The organism is Hydrogenophaga sp. PAMC20947, assembly GCF_004795855.1.
Taxonomy (GTDB): domain Bacteria; phylum Pseudomonadota; class Gammaproteobacteria; order Burkholderiales; family Burkholderiaceae_C; genus Hydrogenophaga.
Genome location: NZ_CP039252.1, coordinates 3,609,100 through 3,628,168, shown reverse-complemented (window position 1 = coordinate 3,628,168; position 19,069 = coordinate 3,609,100). Strand labels below are relative to the sequence as shown.

At 63.1% G+C, this 19,069-nt stretch carries 16 protein-coding genes; 13 read left to right on the top strand and 3 right to left on the bottom strand.

What is annotated here, in order from left to right:
- Positions 1–33 precede the first annotated feature (33 nt).
- The 3 genes from fmdA to E5678_RS16580 all read left to right on the top strand — a co-directional run bounded on the left by fmdA (position 34) and on the right by E5678_RS16580 (position 2,832).
- A complete protein-coding gene (fmdA, locus tag E5678_RS16590; RefSeq protein ID WP_136179549.1) occupies positions 34–1,260 on the top strand; it encodes a formamidase in 1,227 nt (408 codons plus the stop codon).
- Between the two features lie 120 nt (positions 1,261–1,380).
- A complete protein-coding gene (locus E5678_RS16585) occupies positions 1,381–1,722 on the top strand; it encodes a zinc ribbon domain-containing protein (RefSeq protein ID WP_136179548.1) in 342 nt (113 codons plus the stop codon).
- An 87-nt stretch (positions 1,723–1,809) separates the two neighbouring features.
- Complete coding sequence (locus E5678_RS16580; protein WP_136179547.1) at positions 1,810–2,832, top strand: aliphatic amidase; 1,023 nt, start codon at positions 1,810–1,812, stop codon at positions 2,830–2,832.
- Between the two features lie 388 nt (positions 2,833–3,220).
- On the opposite strand, the gene E5678_RS16575 is transcribed toward E5678_RS16580, so the two are convergent.
- Positions 3,221–4,057, bottom strand: coding sequence for a hypothetical protein (locus E5678_RS16575; RefSeq protein ID WP_136179546.1), 837 nt, complete (start codon positions 4,055–4,057; stop codon positions 3,221–3,223).
- A 425-nt stretch (positions 4,058–4,482) separates the two neighbouring features.
- Here E5678_RS16575 and metH point away from each other — a divergent pair, with 425 nt between their 5' ends.
- Together metH and E5678_RS16565 are read left to right on the top strand one after the other, a co-directional pair.
- Positions 4,483–7,194: a methionine synthase gene (gene metH, locus E5678_RS16570; RefSeq protein WP_247597044.1), complete on the top strand. Its 2,712-nt coding sequence runs from the start codon at positions 4,483–4,485 to the stop codon at positions 7,192–7,194.
- Positions 7,195–7,615: 421 nt separating this feature from the next.
- Positions 7,616–8,320, top strand: coding sequence for a hypothetical protein (locus E5678_RS16565; protein ID WP_247596807.1), 705 nt, complete (start codon positions 7,616–7,618; stop codon positions 8,318–8,320).
- A 581-nt stretch (positions 8,321–8,901) separates the two neighbouring features.
- Here E5678_RS16565 and E5678_RS16560 read toward each other — a convergent pair.
- Positions 8,902–10,479, bottom strand: a complete 1,578-nt coding sequence (locus tag E5678_RS16560) for a YifB family Mg chelatase-like AAA ATPase (protein ID WP_136179543.1) — start codon at positions 10,477–10,479, stop codon at positions 8,902–8,904.
- A 379-nt stretch (positions 10,480–10,858) separates the two neighbouring features.
- Here E5678_RS16560 and glnK point away from each other — a divergent pair, with 379 nt between their 5' ends.
- The 7 genes from glnK (at position 10,859) to E5678_RS16525 (ending at position 17,001) form a co-directional block, all read left to right on the top strand.
- Positions 10,859–11,197: a P-II family nitrogen regulator gene (gene glnK / locus E5678_RS16555; protein WP_136179542.1), complete on the top strand. Its 339-nt coding sequence runs from the start codon at positions 10,859–10,861 to the stop codon at positions 11,195–11,197.
- Positions 11,198–11,231: 34 nt separating this feature from the next.
- Positions 11,232–12,653 carry an ammonium transporter gene (locus E5678_RS16550; protein ID WP_136179541.1) on the top strand — a complete coding sequence of 474 codons (1,422 nt, stop codon included), beginning with the start codon at positions 11,232–11,234 and terminating at the stop codon, positions 12,651–12,653.
- A 202-nt stretch (positions 12,654–12,855) separates the two neighbouring features.
- The gene (locus E5678_RS16545) at positions 12,856–13,128 is read left to right on the top strand and encodes a hypothetical protein (RefSeq protein ID WP_136179540.1); all 273 of its coding nucleotides are present in this window, start codon (positions 12,856–12,858) and stop codon (positions 13,126–13,128) included.
- 150 nt (positions 13,129–13,278) lie between these two features.
- Entirely contained in the window at positions 13,279–14,421 is a 1,143-nt protein-coding gene (gene glcE / locus E5678_RS16540; RefSeq protein ID WP_247596806.1) for a glycolate oxidase subunit GlcE, read from the top strand.
- 96 nt (positions 14,422–14,517) lie between these two features.
- Positions 14,518–15,750 (top strand): glycolate oxidase subunit GlcF, encoded by a 1,233-nt coding sequence (glcF, locus tag E5678_RS16535; RefSeq protein WP_136179539.1) that lies wholly within the window; start codon positions 14,518–14,520, stop codon positions 15,748–15,750.
- 133 nt (positions 15,751–15,883) lie between these two features.
- Positions 15,884–16,246 (top strand): CidA/LrgA family protein, encoded by a 363-nt coding sequence (locus E5678_RS16530; RefSeq protein ID WP_136179538.1) that lies wholly within the window; start codon positions 15,884–15,886, stop codon positions 16,244–16,246.
- Complete coding sequence (locus E5678_RS16525) at positions 16,243–17,001, top strand: LrgB family protein (protein WP_136179537.1); 759 nt, start codon at positions 16,243–16,245, stop codon at positions 16,999–17,001. The genes E5678_RS16530 and E5678_RS16525 overlap by 4 nt, the downstream gene beginning before the upstream one ends.
- 208 nt (positions 17,002–17,209) lie before the next feature.
- Here E5678_RS16525 and E5678_RS16520 read toward each other — a convergent pair whose 3' ends face one another.
- Positions 17,210–17,701, bottom strand: coding sequence for a glutathione peroxidase (locus E5678_RS16520; protein WP_136179536.1), 492 nt, complete (start codon positions 17,699–17,701; stop codon positions 17,210–17,212).
- Between the two features lie 188 nt (positions 17,702–17,889).
- Here E5678_RS16520 and E5678_RS16515 point away from each other — a divergent pair, with 188 nt between their 5' ends.
- Complete coding sequence (locus E5678_RS16515) at positions 17,890–19,011, top strand: response regulator (protein ID WP_136179535.1); 1,122 nt, start codon at positions 17,890–17,892, stop codon at positions 19,009–19,011.
- Positions 19,012–19,069: the final 58 nt, after the last annotated feature.

Sequence of the window (19,069 nt, the reverse complement as noted above, 5' to 3'; positions counted from 1 at the left end):
CCTCCATTCTTCCACCCCCCAAAGGAGCACGCCATGGCCGATACCCTGATCAAGGTTGATCTCAGCAAGTCACCCACCGAAAACGAGAACATCCACAACCGCTGGCACCCCGACATTCCGATGGCCTGCTGGGTCAACCCGGGCGACGAGTTCGTGCTGGAAACCTTTGACTGGACGGGGGGCTTCATCCAGAACAACGACAGCGCAGACGATGTGCGCGACATCGACCTGACGACCGTGCACTACCTGTCCGGTCCCGTGGGCGTGAAGGGCGCCGAGCCGGGCGATCTGCTCGTGGTCGACTTGCTCGACATCGGCGCCAAGCAGGACAGTCTTTGGGGTTTCAACGGTTTCTTCAGCAAGAAAAACGGCGGCGGTTTTCTGACCGACCACTTCCCCCAGGCCCAAAAATCGATCTGGGATATCCATGGCATGTTCACCAGCTCGCGCCACGTGCCTGGCGTGAACTACGCCGGCCTTATCCATCCAGGCTTGATCGGCTGCCTGCCCGATCCCAAGATGCTGGAGATGTGGAACACACGCGAGCAGGCGCTGATCGATTCCGATCCCAGCACCAGCGGTCTGGCCAATCCGCCTTTTGCCGCCACCGCCCACATGGGCAAGATGACCGGCGCAGCACGCGACAAGGCGGCCGCAGAAGGCGCGCGCACCGTGCCGCCCCGCGAACACGGTGGGAACTGCGATATCAAAGACCTCTCGCGAGGGGCCAAGGTGTTTTTCCCGGTGTACATCGAAGGGGCAGGGCTGTCTGTGGGTGATCTGCACTTCAGTCAGGGCGACGGAGAGATCACCTTCTGCGGCGCCATCGAGATGGCGGGCTGGGTGCACATGAAAGTCACGCTCATCAAAGGGGGCATGGCCAAGTACGGCATCAAGAACCCCATTTTCAAGCCCAGCCCGATCACGCCGAATTACAACGACTACCTGATCTTTGAGGGCATTTCGGTGGACGAGGCTGGCAAGCAGTACTACCTGGACGTCAACGTGGCTTACCGCCAGGCCTGTCTGAATGCCATCGAGTATCTGAAGAAATTCGGGTACTCGGGCGCACAGGCTTATTCCATTCTGGGTACTGCGCCCGTGCAAGGGCACATCAGTGGGGTGGTCGATGTGCCGAACTCGTGCGCCACCCTCTGGCTGCCCACGCAGATCTTTGATTTCGACATCAACCCCAACGCCGCCGGGCCGATCAAGCACCTGGATGGTTCGGTGCAGATGCCCTTGTCGCCAGACCTGTGATGGACCACTGCACCGCCCTATCCCTTCTCTTCGGAGGTGGGGGTCGGGCGCGGTGCAGTTCAAACGCTGGCGGCTGGGATTGCCGCCGCCTACCTGTCTGATTTTTAGGATCCGTCCGCCATGCCTACTTACGACTATGAATGCCCCAGTTGCGGTGGCTTTGACGCTTTCAGGACTTTGGCCGAGCGCAATGTGCCCGCAGCATGCCCTGACTGTGCGGGTGCTTCTCCACGCGTCTTCGCCACCGCGCCCCGCCTCGCCCTCATGAATGGCAGTACCCGCACGGCCATGGCAACCAACGAGCGCGCGCGTCACGAGCCCCAAAGCTCACGCGACTACCAGCGATTGCGCCATCCCCCCGGTTGTGGCTGCTGCAGCACCGGGCGCAGCAAGGCCACGGTGACGGCGCCCAATGGCGCCAAGGCCTTTCCAGGCAAGCGGCCCTGGATGATCAGCCACTAGGCTTTCAGAGCGGTCGCGCGCTCTGCGCCACCGCCGCTTTCGGGGTTGAAACGCCCGCGTAATTCACATAGATAAAGGGAAACTGCCATGATTCACGGCGACATTTCAAGCAGCCATGACACTGTCGGTGTGGCCGTGGTTAATTACAAGATGCCACGGTTGCATTCCAAAGCCGAAGTGCTCGACAACGCACGCAAGATTGCCGACATGGTGATTGGCATGAAGTCGGGTTTGCCCGGCATGGATCTGGTGATTTTCCCCGAGTACAGCACCCACGGCATCATGTACGACAGCCAGGAGATGTACGAGACAGCGACGACCGTGCCCGGTGCCGAGACCGAAATTTTTGCTGCAGCCTGCCGCAAGGCCAAGGTTTGGGGCGTGTTTTCGCTGACCGGAGAGCAGCACGAAGAGCACCCCAATAAAGCACCCTACAACACATTGATCTTGATGAACGATCAGGGAGAGATCGTTCAGAAATACCGCAAGATCATCCCGTGGGTGCCCATTGAGGGCTGGTACCCTGGCGATACCACCTATGTGAGCGAAGGGCCCAAGGGATTGAAGATCAGCCTCATCATTTGCGATGATGGCAATTACCCGGAGATCTGGCGCGACTGTGCCATGAAGGGCGCAGAACTCATTGTTCGCTGCCAAGGCTATATGTACCCGGCCAAAGAGCAGCAGATCCTGATCAGCAAAGCCATGGCCTTTGCCAACAACACTTACGTGGCTGTCGCCAACGCTGCCGGCTTCGACGGCGTGTACAGCTACTTCGGTCACAGCGCAGTCATCGGTTTTGATGGCCGCACCCTGGGTGAGTGCGGCGAGGAGGAAAACGGTGTGCAGTACGCGGCCCTCTCCAAGAGCCTGATTCGCGACTTCCGCAAGAACGGGCAGAGTGAAAATCATTTGTTCAAGCTGTTGCACCGCGGCTATACCGGTGTAATCAACTCGCATGATGGCGACAAAGGTGTCGCCGTTTGCCCCTTTGATTTTTATCGGAACTGGGTGAACGACCCGGATGGCACGCGGTCGGCTGTCGAGGCCATCACGCGACCCATGATCGGCACTGAAGAGTGCCCAATCGAAGGGATTCCCCACCCGTAAACCAGTGCCCAAACTTGATTCGCTGGCTGCATCACAGGTTCAGAGGTTCAAATTTTTTGATTTTGTCCCTGAGCCGATCCAGTCTGGAAAGGGCCACCGGCACAGCGCACAGCCTGAACCTGCGCGGCATCTTCGCCAAACTGCGCCAGTGGGCCGGAAAGACTGTGGACCTGAATTTCCACTCAGTCCAGGTCTACCTTGTTCCCAAGCCCTTGGCGCACCTGAGCGCCGGCGGCTGGAATCGGGTCGAGAAAGACTGCATGTTCGACCCCCTCGCCGGCTCCGAAGCCGGCCCCTGGAGCTTGGCGCCTTTGCCTCGCATGTGCGTCGGTGGTGCAGAAGCCCCGAGGTCCAGTCCCGCCCCGGGGTGTGCAGATCAGGTTGGGCGTCAGCCCCAGGCCGCAGCAGGTTCCCGAGCGCCTCTGGTACCGAGGCGGGGCGGCGAAGCCCAGGTTTGATGGTTCAACCGGTTGCGCAGGGCGTGGATCGCGGCCGGGTCCGGATCGGTGAGGAGCCAGTCACCCCACCACGCGGGCTGCAAACCCAGGATGCCAGGCTCCGGGCGCATGACCAGCGCGGTGCGTCCGGTGATCGGGGTGTCTCGCAAGCATTGGATCAGCGTAGGGATCTGGTGCCGTGGGAGTGTGGCCGGGCGCTGGCCGTGCGCTGAAGAGGTGCGGCAGGCCAAGACAACCGGGTTGCCGTCGGGGCCGCCGCTGGTCATCCGGAACGGCTCGCAGCCCAGCACGGTTTTCAGCATCAGGGGGATGCAAGGCCCCAGGTCGATGGTGGGCGTCAACGTCAACAGGGCCGACGGTGCCAGCAATTCGCGGGCCACGAAGAGGCGCAGTGCAAGGTCGCTGAGCCAGGACTGGCCCAGCGCAAGGTTGCCGGAGGAGAGCGCGCCCGTTGGGGCTCCTCTTGCGTCGGTCAAAGGTTGGCTGGGTGTGGCCCGAAGCCACAGGAAACCCACCTGACCACGAAGTGATGGCCGCTGAGGGCTGGCAATGAGGCTGTTCAGCAGCAAGGCCAGATCGTGACCCGTTTGCAGGCGGGTGGACTCGCCGTCCGGCGGACTCCAGGCGCAGGCGCTGGGGGACCGAAATGGCAGCCAATCCGTTGCGGGTTGGCCAGGCTTCACGCCGAGCGCGTGCAGGGCTTCGCTGGAGCGCACTGCGGCGCGCGCCAGGATGTCAGGCAAACGGTTCAACAACGATCGGGTCATGGCCGATGTTCCTCCCTCGGAAAACCGCCAGTGTGCACAAGGACACCTTGGTCAGGCTGACACCAGCTTGGTGAATATTCACACCGTTGCTAAGTTGCAAACCGGGATGTGGTGCCGGCTCTTGTGTTAGCCGCCTTGGGATGGCTGTATGGATTTGACTTCAGGGGGATGGTGGGCGTGAGGGGCGGGGCGCCAGACAAATCGGAAGGCAACCGTTAAAATCACGCCACACTCAAGGAGCGCTGCAGCGCCGGCCACTGTCCCCGACCAACGGGGCTTTGCCGGTTGTCAGGCTTGGGTCACCGGGACGCGATGCGTCCCCGCCGGAACATCCGGCTTCAACGGCGCTCACCAGTCAATGTTCAAAACCCTGGTGAGCCCCCATGTCTGACGTTTCCCGTTCCGCCTCAGTTTCCGTCCCCCCCATGTTGTTGTCGGGTCTGGAGCCCGTGCGCATTGGTGAAACCAGTTTGTTTGTGAACGTCGGCGAACGCACCAACGTCACAGGCTCCAAAGCCTTCGCCCGAATGATCCTGAACGGCGACTACGAGCAGGCACTGGCCGTGGCGCGGCAGCAAGTAGACAACGGCGCGCAGATCATCGACATCAACATGGACGAGGCCATGCTCGACAGCAAGGCGGCCATGGTGCGTTTTCTCAACCTGATCGCCGGCGAGCCCGACATTGCGCGTGTTCCGGTCATGGTGGACAGCTCGAAATGGGAAGTGATCGAGGCCGGCCTGCGCTGCATCCAGGGCAAGGGCGTTGTCAACTCCATCAGCATGAAGGAAGGTGTCGACGAATTCAAGCGGCAAGCGCGCCTGGTCAAGCGCTACGGCGCCGCCGCCGTGGTGATGGCCTTTGATGAAAAAGGCCAGGCCGACACCTACGAGCGCAAGATCGAAATTTGCGAACGGGCTTACCGGATGCTGGTCGACGAAGTGGGGTTCCCGCCAGAAGACATCATCTTCGACCCCAACATCTTTGCCATCGCCACCGGCATTGATGAGCACAACAACTACGCCGTCGACTTCATCAATGCCACGCGCTGGATCAAGCAAAACCTGCCCGGCGCCAAAGTGAGCGGCGGCGTGTCCAACGTGTCGTTCAGCTTCCGTGGCAACGACCCGGTGCGCGAGGCCATCCACACGGTTTTCCTGTACCACGCGGTCCAGGCCGGCATGGACATGGGCATCGTCAATGCCGGCATGGTCGGCGTGTACGACGAGCTGGAGCCCGAGCTGCGCGAGCGCGTGGAAGACGTGGTGCTCAACCGCCGGCCCGACGCGGGTGAGCGACTGGTGGACGTGGCCGAAAACGCCAAGGGCATGGCCAAGGACGACAGCAAGAAAAACGAATGGCGCGCCCTGCCGATCCGTGACCGTTTGAAGCACGCGCTGGTGCGCGGCATGAACGAGTTCATCACCGAAGACACAGAAGAGATGTGGCAGCTGATTCACGCGGATGGCGGGCGACCGATCAACGTGATTGAAGGCCCTTTGATGGACGGCATGAACGTGGTCGGGGACCTGTTTGGCCAGGGCAAGATGTTCTTGCCGCAGGTGGTCAAGAGCGCACGCGTGATGAAGCAGGCCGTGGCCCACCTGCTGCCCTACATCGAAGCCGAGAAGGCCGCGCAGGCGGCAGCGGGCGAGGACGTGAAGGCGAGGGGAAAAATCGTGATCGCCACCGTCAAAGGGGATGTGCACGACATCGGCAAGAACATCGTCACCGTCGTGCTCCAGTGCAACAATTTCGAGGTGGTGAACATGGGTGTGATGGTGCCCTGCCACGAAATTCTGGCGAAGGCGAAAGAAGAGGGTGCCGACATCGTGGGCCTGTCGGGCCTGATCACACCCAGCCTGGAAGAGATGCAGTACGTGGCCGGTGAGATGCAGAAAGATGCGCATTTCCGCGACGCCAAGATTCCGCTGCTCATCGGCGGCGCCACCACCAGCCGCGTGCACACGGCGGTGAAGATCGCTCAGCACTATGAAGGCCCCGTGGTTTATGTGCCCGATGCCTCGCGCAGCGTGAGCGTGGCCCAGAGCCTGATCGGCGACAACCGGGTTCAATACATCGCCGAGCTCAACGCCGATTACGAGCGGGTTCGCACGCAACACGCCAACAAGAAGCAGGTGCCGATGTGGTCGCTCGACAGGGCCCGTGCCAACAAGACGCCAATCGATTGGCACACCTACCAGCCGGTGAAACCGAAGTTCATCGGCAAGCGGGTGTTCAAAAATTTTGATCTTGCCGAACTTGCGAAATACATCGACTGGGGCCCGTTCTTTCAGACATGGGATCTGGCCGGCCCCTACCCCGCCATCCTTGAAGACGAGGTGGTGGGCGAGCAGGCCACCAAAGTGTTTGCCGACGCGCAGGCCATGCTCAAGAAGATCATCGAAGGCCGTTGGCTCAGCGCCAATGGCGTGATCGGCCTGTACCCGGCCAACACGGTGAACGATGACGACATCACGCTCTACACCGACGAGGGCCGAAGCGAGACAGCGCTGACCTGGTACGGCCTGCGCCAGCAGACCGAAAAGCAGGCCATCGACGGCCCGGATGGACAGCCTGTCATGCGTCCCAGCCGTTGCCTGGCCGATTTTGTCGCGCCTAAGGGGCAGGGCGACGATTACGTGGGCCTGTTCGCGGTGACCGCCGGTCTGGGCGTGGAGAAGAAAGAAAAGCAGTTTCTCGAAGCCCACGACGACTACAACGCCATTTTGTTCAAATCCCTGGCCGATCGCCTGGCCGAGGCCTTTGCCGAGTGCCTGCACCGGAAAGTGCGCACCGATCTCTGGGGCTACGCGGCCGAAGAGGGCTTGAGCAACGAAGAGCTGATCAAGGAAAAGTACCAGGGCGTTCGCCCGGCGCCGGGTTATCCGGCCTGCCCCGACCATTCGGTCAAGCGCGCGATGTTCCAGTTGCTGGGTTGCGACGACATTGGCATGGCCCTGACCGAAAGCCTGGCCATGACGCCCGCGGCCAGCGTGAGCGGCTTCTACATCAGCCATCCGCAGAGCACCTATTTCAACGTGGGCAAAGTCGGCGACGATCAAGCCCAGGATTTGGCCGCGCGCAGTGGTGTGGCCGAGAGTGAACTTCGGCGCTGGTTGGGCACCGGCTTGTAATCTGACGGTGGGTGGGGCTGCTGCTGAGACCATGGATGCTTCTGCGTGTGGTGCCTTGGCGGCACCTTCGGGCTCTCGCTGGTTGCCGCTCGCGCTGCTGGGGCTGGGCGGGACCCTGTCGCCGTGGTAGAACGCCTTTCAATTTGTGAGTTGCGGGTGAAGCATGGTTGTTTGTGGTGAGTGCGGGGCTGAAAATCGGGACAGGGCCCGGTTTTGTCGCGGGTGTACGCGGTCATTGGTGGCCGTCACCGTGGTCGAAGAGCCTGAAACAGTGGCCGAAGAGCCGGGATTGGGCTCTTCGATGGGCGTTCCGGGCCAGAAAAAATCCACACGGCCTTGTCCTGCGTGCAAGGCGCCCAATCCGCGGCGTTCACTGAGTTGCCTGGCCTGTGGGGCTCCACTGGGCCGGCGCCGCAAGGATTTGGCTAAAGAAGCCGCCGCATTGAGCGACGCGCCTTCTGTTGACGGCGCCACGGCGCCAGTCTCGCGGGCGAAGCGCCCATGGGGTGCGCTGGTCGGCGGGGTTCTTTTGCTGGCCGTTGCTGCCGCCTGGTGGTCGGGCGCTTTCAGCTCTGCCTCACCATCGGAGCCCGTGGCTGAGGGGGCACGCCCATCACCCGATTCGATCGCCCAGCCGTCGGTTCAAGCCCCTGTGGTGGAGCCTCTCCCTGTTGCCTCGGCCTTGGCCGTGGAGCCTGTCCCGCCAGAATCAGACTCCGCGCCAGCGGTGAACCAGTTGAACCAGGCTGTGGATGAAGTCCGGGCGCGAGACGAGCGCAAAGAGGCCGATCGCGTGGCCGCGCTGGCCCGCACCCGTGCCGCCCGCATCGCCGAGCGCCAGCGCGTGCAGGAAGCCCGCACGTTGGCCGCCAAAGAAGCCGCGGTTGCCGCCACCGCGGTTCCACCACCTGCACCCGTTGCAGTGGCCCCGGTTCAGCCACCACCAGTCCCCGCAGCGCCCAACCCGGTGAAAACGGTTGCGCAAACCTGTGCCACTGAAACCAATATGATTGCGCGCGATTTTTGCCGCATCGATGCCTGCCGGCAGCCGGCCAATGTGAACGATGCCATCTGTGTTTCGTATCGCAAGATGGACGCTGAGCGGCGGGCCCGCATGGCCAATTGACCGCGTTGGCCCTGCCGCTTTCCAGCCCCGAACAATTCCTGTGGGCCATGAACGGTGGGCTCACACGACCGCCCACACATACAGCAAGCCCGATACCGCCAGCCAGTACAAATCGATTTGCCATGTTGCACGGTACCGATCCATGGTGCGCAGACCACTGGAATGCCCTAGGGCCACAGCAAGCCTACAGTCCTGTTGAGGGGAAGTCTTGGCCGATGCTGGTTGGGGGCTCCGATATGCCCAGGGGATGAGGCCCAAGCTGTAGACAAGCATGCCCGGTGCTGTCGGCCGGGGGAAGTTGGCGACGATCAACCAGGGTGTTGCTTTTGAGAAGCATCTCACAGGAAGGTCGATTTATCCTGCAATGAACTGGACGCAGTTTGCGTCGCTTGCTGTCTTCTTTCCGGCCACCAACCTGCTCGCTGTCGGTGGGCGCGGGTTTGGGTATGTTGCATGCTGCGACCTTCGCAAGCGCTGAGTGTCAAAGCCAGAGCCATGCGGGCCAAGGGGACGTGGTGTGCTTGGGCATGCCCATGCTTTTCACGCTGCAAGGGCTTCCAGCCCGTTGATGGTGTTGTTGTTCATCCTTGCCGCAACGCCCGCCGGTACTGCACCGCTTCGGCCACATGCGCCACGATCACCTCGTCGAGCTTGGCCAGGTCGGCGATGGTGCGGGCCACGCGCAGGGTTCTGTGGGTGCTGCGGGCGCTCCAGCCCAGGCGGGCTGCCGTGGTGTTGAGAAACTTGAGGGAACTGGGATCGGCGTGGATGTGCTGGTCCAGCGCCTGGCCGCTCAGGGCCTGGTTGGTCTGGCCCTGGCGGGCGTGGGCGCGCTCTCGCGCGTCGACCACGCGCTCGCGCACGGCATCGGTGGATTCGCCGGCGGAGCCGTGCAGCAGATCGTCGGGGGGCAGGGCGGGCACTTCCACGTGCAGGTCGATGCGGTCGAGTAGCGGGCCGCTGAGCTTGCTCTGGTAGCGGTTGATCTGGTCGGGTGAGCAGCGGCAGGAGCGGGTGGGGTGGCCCAGAAAACCGCAGGGGCAGGGGTTCATGGCGGCGATGAGCTGGAAGCGGGCGGGAAATTCGCTTTGCATGGCCGCGCGCGAGATGCGGATCTGGCCACTTTCCAGAGGCTCGCGCAGGGCTTCCAGGGCAGCGCGCGGAAACTCGGGCAATTCATCGAGGAACAAGACACCGTGGTGGGCCAGCGAGATTTCACCGGGGCGGGGTGGTGAGCCACCGCCGACCAGGGCCACGGCGCTGGCACTGTGGTGGGGCGCGCCGGTGGGGCGCTGGGCCCAGCGCTCCAGGCTGAAGCGGCCGGCCAGCGATGCCACAGCGGCCGATTCCAGGGCTTCGCCGGTGCTCATGGGCGGCAACAGGCCAGCGAATCGCTGGGCCAGCATGCTTTTGCCGGAGCCGGGCGGCCCGACCATCAACAGGCTGTGCCCGCCGGCCGCAGCGATCTCCAGCGCGCGCTTGGCCGCCACCTGGCCTTTGACATCGGCCAGGTCGGCGTATTGCGGCGGGTTGTTGGCGTGGGTGGGGGACACGCGCTGCCAGCCGCCGTTGTCTTCGATTTCGGGGCTGGTCATGGGGGCCGCTTCGCCCGGTTTGGCTTCGGGCAGGAACTGGGCCACCACGTCCAGCAGGTGTCTGGCCCGGTAGACCTGGGCCTCGGGCACCAGCGCAGCCTCTTCGGCGCTGCCGGGTGGGAGCACCAAACGGGTGCGTTCCAGGCTGGGGCCGCCCTTTTCGGCCGCGCGGTGCAGGGCCAGGCTCATGGCCAGCGAGCCGCGCACCGGCCGCAGATCACCGCCCAGCGAGAGCTCGCCCGCGAATTCCCAGCCTTGCATGCGAGCGTCGCTGATCTGGCCGCTGGCAGCCAGGATGCCCAGGGCAATCGGCAGGTCAAAACGGCCCGAATCCTTGGGCAAATCGGCCGGGGCGAGATTGACGGTGATACGCTTGTTGCTGGGGAAATCCAGACCCGCATTGGCAATGGCCGAGCGCACGCGCTCGCGCGCTTCTTTGACTTCGGTGTCGGCCAAGCCCACCAGCGTGAAGCTGGGCAGGCCATTGGCCAGGTGCACTTCGACCTGAACCGGGCGCGCTTCCAGCCCCAGCAGTGCACGGCTGTGCACCAATGACAAACCCATTTTGGTGTCCTCCCTGTTTTGGTGCGCGCCCTCGTTGCCTCAATGGGCGTCTGAAGAGCACGCGATTGGTGCGTTGATGCGGCCCGTGACAGCAGGCCCTTGGCAACCCCGTCGGCATGATGGCACAGCCAAGCGGTGGAACCGGTTTTGAGTACTTTTGTGGATGTTTTACGACAGCAGTCGGGACCCGCGTGCAGCCGACCACGCATGCCCTGGCACGGTCTGTGCTTGGAGTTGTAAGCGATTGAATCCAGATGGGGGCTTGAACCCCACCCTGGGTTCGCATCCCAGTGGTATCAGCCCTCATCGGCTGATACCGAACGAGTCAGTCGGCGTCGACCCCGGGTTCAGACGCCCAGCAGCAAAAGAGGAATACAGCATGAAAATGGTTTCAGCCGTCATCAAGCCGTTCAAGCTGGACGAAGTGCGTGAAGCGCTGTCCACTATGGGCGTGCAAGGCATCACCGTCACCGAAGTCAAAGGCTTCGGCCGCCAGAAAGGCCACACCGAGCTCTACCGCGGCGCGGAATACGTGGTCGACTTTCTGCCCAAAGTGAAGATAGAAGCCGCCGTGTCAGACGACCTGGTCGAGCGCGTGATCGAAGCGATCGAAGGCGCTGCACGCACCGGCAAGATCGGTGACGGCAAGATTTTCGTCACCGATCTGGAGCAAGTGGTTCGCATCCGCACCGGTGAAACCGGCAAAGAAGCGCTCTGATCGCCACCACCGAAACCCAAGAAAGACCACGGACATGAAAAAACTTGTTGCATCTCTACTGCTGGGCATGGGGCTGGCCCTGGGCGGCCTGAACGTCTCGGCTCAGACCACGACCGAAGCTCCTGCGACCATGGCAGCGCCGGCAGACACCTCTGCCGCACCGGCTGTCGAAGCGCCTGCGATGGCTGTTGAGGCGGTTGCCGTCGAAGCCGCTGCGCCGGCACCGACCGTCGATAAGGGCGATACCGCCTGGATGATGGTTTCCACCATTCTGGTCATCTTGATGGTGATCCCCGGCCTGGCGCTGTTCTACGGCGGCCTCGTTCGCAGCAAGAACATGCTGTCGGTGCTGATGCAGGTGATGGTGGTGTTCTCGCTGATCTCCGTGATGTGGGCCGTCTACGGCTACAGCCTGGCGTTCGGCGGTGAAGGCCTGATCATCGGCAACCTCAGCAAGGCCTTCTTGCTGGGCGTCACGCCCGCCTCGCTGGCCGACACCTTCACCGAAGGTGTGAAGATTCCCGAGTTCATCTTCATTGCTTTCCAGGCCACCTTTGCCGGTATCACCTGCGCCCTGATCGTGGGCTCGTTCGCCGAGCGCATGAAATTCAGCGCTGTGCTGCTGTTCTCGGTGATCTGGTTCACCTTCAGCTACCTGCCGATCGCCCACATGGTGTGGGGTGCTGGTGGTTACCTGCTCGACAAAGGTGCGCTGGACTTCGCCGGCGGTACCGTGGTGCACATCAACGCGGCCATGGCTGGCTTGGTGGGTGCTTACATGGTGGGCAAGCGCATCGGCTACGGCAAAGAATCCATGGCGCCTCACAGCCTGACGCTGACCATGGTGGGTGCTTCGCTGCTGTGGGTGGGCTGGTTCGGTTTCAACGCCGGCTCCAACCTGGAATCCAACGGTGGCGCAACGCTGGCCTTCATCAACACCTTGTTTGCCACCTCGGCTGCGGTGCTGGCCTGGTGCCTGGGTGAAGCCATGCACAAAGGCAAGGCCTCGATGCTGGGCGCTGCTTCGGGCGCAGTGGCCGGTCTGGTTGCCATCACCCCCGCTTGCGGTTCGGTGGGCCCCATGGGTGCCCTCATCATCGGCGCACTGGCTGGTTTCCTCTGCCTGTGGGGTGTGTCTGGCCTGAAGAAAATGCTGGGCGCTGACGACTCGCTGGACGTGTTCGGTGTGCACGGCGTGGGCGGTATCCTTGGTGCGCTGCTGACCGGTGTGTTCACGGCTCCCAGCCTGGGCGGCACCGGTGGTGACGACTTCTCCATCGCCAGCCAGGTCCTGATTCAGGCCGAAGGCGTGGTGATCACCATGGTGTGGTCGACGGTGGTGGCCTTTATTGCCTACAAAGTGGTCGACATGGTGGTGGGTCTGCGTGTTTCGGAAGAGTCCGAGCGCGAAGGTCTGGACATCACGTCCCACGGCGAAACGGCTTACAGCCGTTGATCTCCAGCGGCGCCTCGCGCGCCGCTGCCCAGATCTCCTTTTGATATTGACCCCGCGGTGCCGCAAGGCCCGCGGGGTCTTTTTCGTCTGGCGTTTGGCTGGCGTTCCCGGAATGCTGAGGGTGCGGTGAATGCATCACAGACTTGCACAGGCTTTGGGCAGAAGATGCAGCGATTCAAAAGAGTGCCTGGGAGGGGATGAAATGGACATGCTGTTTGTGCGGCGACGTGCTGGGGCCTTGCTGTTGGGCTGTGGGGTCGTCTTGGGTCTGGGGCCTGCCTGGGCGGCGAAAGCCCCCGTGAAGGCAGCGGTCAAGGCCGAGACCCGCACCAGGGCCGCGACCGAGCAACTGCCCAGTTCGGTCCGTTTCATTGACTCACCCTCCAGCGAGAAGCCGGCCGCGCGTGAGCGGCGCCTGAAGCGGGAGTGCAAAGGCCGGCCCAACGCGGGTATGTGCCTGGGCTACACCCGATAGGGTGGGGCCATCCCGGCTTTCGACGCCACGGACATGCCTTCGCGGGCTTGACGGTGGGAGCTTGTGCCTGTGATTGGGGTTGGTCGCATGGGGCACGCGCGTGGTGCATTTGCAGCGGCCTGTGCAAAAAATTCAACGCCGGAATCGGGCATGACCGCTACCATGGCCGGCATGAGTGCCACCAACCCCGAATCACCCGCCGCCCTGATCGATCAGGTTAAGGCTGGGACCGCCGCCCGTACCCCCTTGCGCATCGTGGGGGGCGACACCAAGGCCTTTTACGGCAACCCCACATCGGGTGAAGTGCTGTCCACGCAAGGCTGGCAGGGCATCGTGAGCCACGAGCCCACCGAGCTGGTGGTGACCGTGCGCGCCGGAACGCTGCTGTCCGATCTGGACGCCGTGCTGGCTGAAAAGGGCCAGTACCTGCCGTTCGAGGCCCCCCGATTTGGCGCCGTCTCGACCATTGGTGGCGTGGTCGCCGCCGGGCTCGCAGGACCTGGGCGGGCCAATGTGGGCGGCGTGCGCGACTATGTGCTCGGCCTGCAGTTCATCAACGGCAAAGGCGAATGGCTGACCTTCGGGGGCCAGGTCATGAAAAACGTGGCCGGTTACGACGTCAGCCGGCTCATGGCTGGCAGCCTGGGCACACTGGGTGTGATCACCGACATCTCGCTCAAAGTCTTGCCCGTGGCACCGGCTGAGGCCACCCTGGTGTTTGAGCTGGGCCAGGCCGAGGCGCTGGAACAGTTGCACCGATGGGGTGGTCAGCCATTGCCGCTCAACGCCAGTTGCTGGGTAAAAGATGCGACCCAGCCCAACGCACCCGAGCTGCTTTTTGTTCGCCTGCGTGGTGCGGTGGCAGCGGTCGAGGCGGCCAGCGAGCGCCTGGTGAAAGAGGCCCATGGGCAACGAATGGACAACGCCCAGGCCGGCCCCGATTGGGCGGGTTGCCGAGATCAGACATTGCCGTTTTTCCAAAACTCCTCACCTGAAGCCTGCCTGTGGCGCCTCTCACTGCCGCAAACCGCGCCGGTGTTGAACGTGCCTTATGCGCAATTGATCGAATGGCAAGGCGCGCAACGTTGGCTGTGGGCGCCGGCTGCCGCTGCCAGCGAGCTGCGCAGCGCTGCCAGGGCCGTCAACGGCCATGCCACCCTTTTCCGCGCCGGGGCCGAAGGGGCGCCCGGCGTTGCCCGCTTTGATGAGCAAGGCCCGGTGATCGAAACCATCACGCAACGCCTGCGCGCCGAGTTCGACCCGGCGGGTATTTTTAACCCTGGCAGGATGTGATGAGCCCCCACGCTTCACCGCTGCGTGGGTCGCGGCCCTCCATGGGGGCACAAACCCGGCTTGGGGCGGCTCGGCATCGGACTTAACCTGATCAACATGCAAACCAATCTCTCCCCCGAATACCAGGCCCGCGCCGACGGCCGTGCCGCCGAGGCGATTTTGCGCAAGTGTGTGCACTGCGGGTTTTGCACCGCCACCTGCCCGACCTACCAGTTGCTGGGCGACGAACTCGACGGGCCGCGTGGGCGCATTTACCTGATGAAGCAGGTGCTTGAAGGGGCTGAGCCCACGCGCAAAACGCAGATGCATCTGGACCGCTGCCTGACCTGCCGCAATTGCGAAACCACCTGCCCCAGCGGGGTGGACTATGGCCACCTGATCGACATTGGCCGCAAAATCGTGGATGAAAAGGTCGAGCGCCCGGCGGCCGAAAAGGCCGTGCGGTGGTTGCTCAAGGAGGGCCTGCCTTCGCCGCTGTTTGGCCCCGCCATGAAGCTGGGACAGATGGTGCGCCCGCTGATGCCAGCGGCTTTGAAAAGCAAAGTACCGGCCAGGCAGGATGCAGGCGCCTGGCCCAGGCAGACGCATGCGCGCAAGGTGCTCATGCTGGCCGGCTGTGTGCAGCCAGCGATGATGCCCAATATCAACACCGCCACCGCGCGCGTGCTGGATGCCGCTGGCATCGAGACCGTGATCGCAGTGAAGGCCGGCTGCTGCGGGGCGGTGAAGTTTCACTTGAACGACCAGGACGGTGGCAAGGCGGAAATGCGAGCCAACATTGACGCCTGGTGGCCACACATCGAATCGGGTGTCGAGGCCATTGTGATGAACGCGTCGGGCTGCGGTGTCACGGTGAAGGAATACGGCCACATCCTGGGCGACGACCCTGCCTACGCGGCCAAGGCCCAGCGCATTGGTGAGCTCACGAAAGATCTGAGCGAGTTGCTGCCAGCGCTGGTACCGGTTCTCAAGCCCAAGCTGGCGAAAGCGCCCGACGCCAAGATGGTGGTGGGCTTTCACCCTCCCTGCACCTTGCAGCACGGTCAACAACTCAAAGGCGGCGTGGAGCAGCATTTGGGCGAGCTGGGGTTTACCGTGATGGTGGCCAAAAATGAGGCGCATCTGTGTTGCGGCTCGGCCGGTACGTATTCGGTGCTCAACCCCAAGCTGTCTTACCAGCTGCGCGACCGCAAGCTCGATCACCTGAGCGAGCTCAAGCCCGCGGTCATCACCAGCGCCAACATCGGCTGCATCACCCATCTGCAAAGCGGCACCGAAACCCCTGTGCGCCACTGGATCGAATTGCTCGACGACGCCTTGAAGGTTTGACCCTCCTCCCGCGCCATGCGTCTTCGCCCAAGGTGTTTTTGCGCTGGCTTTCGACGGGCTCAGGGCGGGCCGCCGGTGCCGCCCCTTTGGGTGCTGACGGCAAAGACGGTGCGGAGGGAGTTAAATTCACCCCATGATCCCTGCACTCGCTACCTTGCTCGTCTTTCAGCTCCTGGGAGAAACGCTGGTGCGCACGCTGGGCCTGCCGATACCGGGGCCGGTGGTGGGCATGGCATTTTTGCTGCTGACGCTGGTGGCTCGGCCCTCGATTCTCGAGGCGATCAAGCCCACCGCGCAGACTTTGTTGCAGCACTTCTCCTTGCTGTTTGTGCCCGCTGGCGTGGGTGTGATGTTGCATTTGCAGCGACTGGGCGACGAAGCGTTGGCGATCGGGGTGGCGCTGGTGATCAGTACCTGGGTGGGCCTGGCCAGTGCGGCACTCACCATGGCTTGGTTGATGAAGCGCGTTGCCCCCAACCCAGGCGATAGGTCATGAACGAGGGCTTGCCACTCACCACCGCTGCGGTCGCGCGCCTGTCCGATGTGTGGGTCTACCTGTCGACCACGCCGTTGCTGGGCCTGAGCATCACGCTGCTGGTCTACCACGCAGCTTTTCTGCTCTACCGGCGCAGCGGGTTTCACTCGCTGGCCAATCCGGTGGGGCTGTCGGTGATCGCCCTGGGCACCTTGCTCTGGGCCACGGGCACGCCCTATGCCACCTATTTCGAAGGCGCGCAGTTCGTGCATTTCCTGCTGGGCCCGGCCACCGTGGCCCTTGCTGTGCCGCTCATGGAGCAACTCGCGCGCATCAAGCGCCTGTGGCTGCCCATGTTGGGTGGGCTGGTGGTGGGCACTTTGGCCGCCACGGTGACGGCGGTCGGTGTGGGTTGGCTGTTGGGGGCCTCCAAGGTGACGCTCGCTTCATTGGCGCCCAAATCGGTCACTGCGCCGGTGGCCATGGGTATCGCAGAGAAGATCGGAGGCCTGCCCTCACTCACCGCCGTGCTGGTGGTGTGCACCGGCATTCTCGGTGCCGCCAGTGCGCGCTGGCTGTTTGATCTCTTGCGCATTCACGATCCTGTCGTGCGGGGTTTTGCGCTCGGCACGGCCGCCCACGGCATCGGTACCGCGCGAGCGTTTCAGGTGAACGAAGAGGCGGGAGCGTTCGCCGGATTGGCCATGGGTTTGTCGGCGCTGTTCAGCGCGGTGGCCTTGCCGCTGGTGGCGGGATGGTTGCTGCGCTGGGTCTAGGGGAACCCCTTGCGCCAGCTGCGCCGTCACCCCCCAGGGGTGGCACTGGCGGCCTGGCAAAGCCAGCTCCGCGGTGCCCTGGTATCAAGCCACTTCAGCTTCGAAATGTGTCCGGCGAGAAATGTCTTGACCCGGGATGCCGTCGATCCGGCTTTGCCGGTCGGCCAGCATCGCCCCCTGGGGGGTGACGGCGCAGCTGGCGCGGGGGCTATTCCAAAGCTGCTTCGATGTCTTTGGCCAGCTTCTCGGGCGCGTCTTGCGGTGCGTAGCGTTTGATCACATGCCCGTCTTTGCCGACCAGGAATTTGGTGAAATTCCATTTGATGGCCTTGCTGCCCAGCAGCCCTGGGGCTTCGGCGGTGAGCCAGCGGTACAGCGGGAGGGCGTCGGCGCCATTGACGTCGATTTTTTCCATCATGGGAAAGGTCACGCCAAAATTGAGCTGGCAAAAGCCCGCAATTTCATCGTTGGACCCCGGGTCCTGGCTGCCAAACTGGTTGCAAGGAAAGCCCAGGACCGTCAGGCCCTGCTTGCCATAGGTCTGGTGCAGCTTTTCCAGGCCACCGAATTGAGGTGTAAAGCCGCAAGCACTGGCGGTGTTCACGATGAGCAGGACGCGGTCCCGGAAACGCTGCAAGGGCACGATTTTGCCGTCGATGGAGAGGGCTTCAAAGTCATAAATTTCGACATTTTTGGACATGCTCGGGTCGCCTTTCAAAATGGGCAATGGGGCGTCAAAGGGCCACACGGCGTTGCGTGAGCCGGACATTGCTCACGCTTTGCAAGCTTACATGGCCGGTGCAGTTTGGGGCCTCGACCGCAAAACGGGCATACTTCAGATCAGAAGGAATAGTGAGTCCCTTCGTATTATTGAATCAAGGCGGTTTGATGGGCAACGCTTCTTATAAAGTGGCATTGGTGGGGTTTGCACAAAACGAGGCAGCGACGTTTGAATCGTTCTTTCGCCTGGCTGCGCGCCGGCCTCCGGCATACCTTGTGCAAGACGAGGTCATGGACGCTGAGGTCTTGATCGTCAACTCCGACAACGCCCAGGCATTGCATCTGGTTCGGTATGCGGACCTTGGCGGCAAGGTTTTGTTGGTGGGTTCTCACGACGGCGGTACGGGTTGGCCCATGCAGCGCAAGCCCGTCAAGCTGGTCTCAGTGCTCTCGGCCATGGACGTTCTCGTGGGGGTGCGTCGTGCTGCGACCCCTGCCCCTGCATCCAATGCGCCCCCTGTCGCCCCCCGCAATGGCGGCGACCGCAGTTTTGCGGCCACCGAGCCATGGGTAAGCGCCAAGGCGCCGTTGTTGCCGATAAAGCCGGTGCGTGGCCGTGGTGCCGAGACCGAATTCGCCCCGACCCGGCCCATGATGCGCCGGCTGGCGACGGCACCCGTGGCCACACCAGCGCCGAGCACCCCCACGCCTGCAGTCGCTGCACGCATGGCACGCCCAGGCGTGATGGGTGTGACCGATTTTGGTGGGCTGGAGGAGTTGCCTACGCCAGCTGCACAGGCGCCTGTCTCGCGGTTCTCCCGGTCGCGAATGGGGCGCACGAACGACGAACGCAGGGAATCTCCGGTGCCCGAGGTGCAACGCGGCGAGGTGCTGCTGGTGGCCGAAAGCCTGGTCGAAGGGCGCATTCTGCACAAGCGCTTCAAAAAATACGAGCTCGCGATCGACTGGTCGCGCGACGCCAAACAGGCGCTGGCGATGCTCAAGGCCCACGCCTACCGGCTGGTGGTGATCGATCGCCTCAGCGGCGAGCCCGACGCGTATGCGGTGTGCCGCGCTGCCAAGCAGCGCAAACTGCCCAATGGGTTGGCCCCCGTGGTCATGATGTTCGCCCCGACCGCGGGCAGCATGGACCGCATCAAGGCCGGCCTGGCCGGCAGCGATGCTTACCTGTCCCGGTCGGTGGCCGAGTCCGATCTGTACAAGGTGCTGGCGCAACACCGGCTGGTCAACCTGGACGGATTCGAGCAAACCAACCTCGGCGGGTTTTAAACCCACGCCCGAAGCGCCCCCTGCGACGCCGTCAAGGGGGCCGCTGTTTTTAGACCCG

Excerpts from the sequence above, each read along its gene's own strand:
- E5678_RS16545 (WP_136179540.1), top strand. The coding sequence starts at position 12,856 with ATGGACATGCTGTTTGTGCGGCGACGTGCTGGGGCCTTGCTGTTGGGC.
- E5678_RS16515 (WP_136179535.1), top strand. The coding sequence starts at position 17,890 with ATGGGCAACGCTTCTTATAAAGTGGCATTGGTGGGGTTTGCACAAAAC.
- E5678_RS16585 (WP_136179548.1), top strand. The coding sequence starts at position 1,381 with ATGCCTACTTACGACTATGAATGCCCCAGTTGCGGTGGCTTTGACGCT.
- glnK (WP_136179542.1), top strand. The coding sequence starts at position 10,859 with ATGAAAATGGTTTCAGCCGTCATCAAGCCGTTCAAGCTGGACGAAGTG.
- glcF (WP_136179539.1), top strand. The coding sequence starts at position 14,518 with ATGCAAACCAATCTCTCCCCCGAATACCAGGCCCGCGCCGACGGCCGT.
- E5678_RS16530 (WP_136179538.1), top strand. The coding sequence starts at position 15,884 with ATGATCCCTGCACTCGCTACCTTGCTCGTCTTTCAGCTCCTGGGAGAA.
- glcE (WP_247596806.1), top strand. The coding sequence starts at position 13,279 with ATGACCGCTACCATGGCCGGCATGAGTGCCACCAACCCCGAATCACCC.
- fmdA (WP_136179549.1), top strand. The coding sequence starts at position 34 with ATGGCCGATACCCTGATCAAGGTTGATCTCAGCAAGTCACCCACCGAA.
- E5678_RS16520 (WP_136179536.1), bottom strand. The coding sequence starts at position 17,701 with ATGTCCAAAAATGTCGAAATTTATGACTTTGAAGCCCTCTCCATCGAC.
- E5678_RS16560 (WP_136179543.1), bottom strand. The coding sequence starts at position 10,479 with ATGGGTTTGTCATTGGTGCACAGCCGTGCACTGCTGGGGCTGGAAGCG.
- E5678_RS16580 (WP_136179547.1), top strand. The coding sequence starts at position 1,810 with ATGATTCACGGCGACATTTCAAGCAGCCATGACACTGTCGGTGTGGCC.
- E5678_RS16575 (WP_136179546.1), bottom strand. The coding sequence starts at position 4,057 with ATGACCCGATCGTTGTTGAACCGTTTGCCTGACATCCTGGCGCGCGCC.
- E5678_RS16550 (WP_136179541.1), top strand. The coding sequence starts at position 11,232 with ATGAAAAAACTTGTTGCATCTCTACTGCTGGGCATGGGGCTGGCCCTG.
- metH (WP_247597044.1), top strand. The coding sequence starts at position 4,483 with ATGTTGTTGTCGGGTCTGGAGCCCGTGCGCATTGGTGAAACCAGTTTG.
- E5678_RS16525 (WP_136179537.1), top strand. The coding sequence starts at position 16,243 with ATGAACGAGGGCTTGCCACTCACCACCGCTGCGGTCGCGCGCCTGTCC.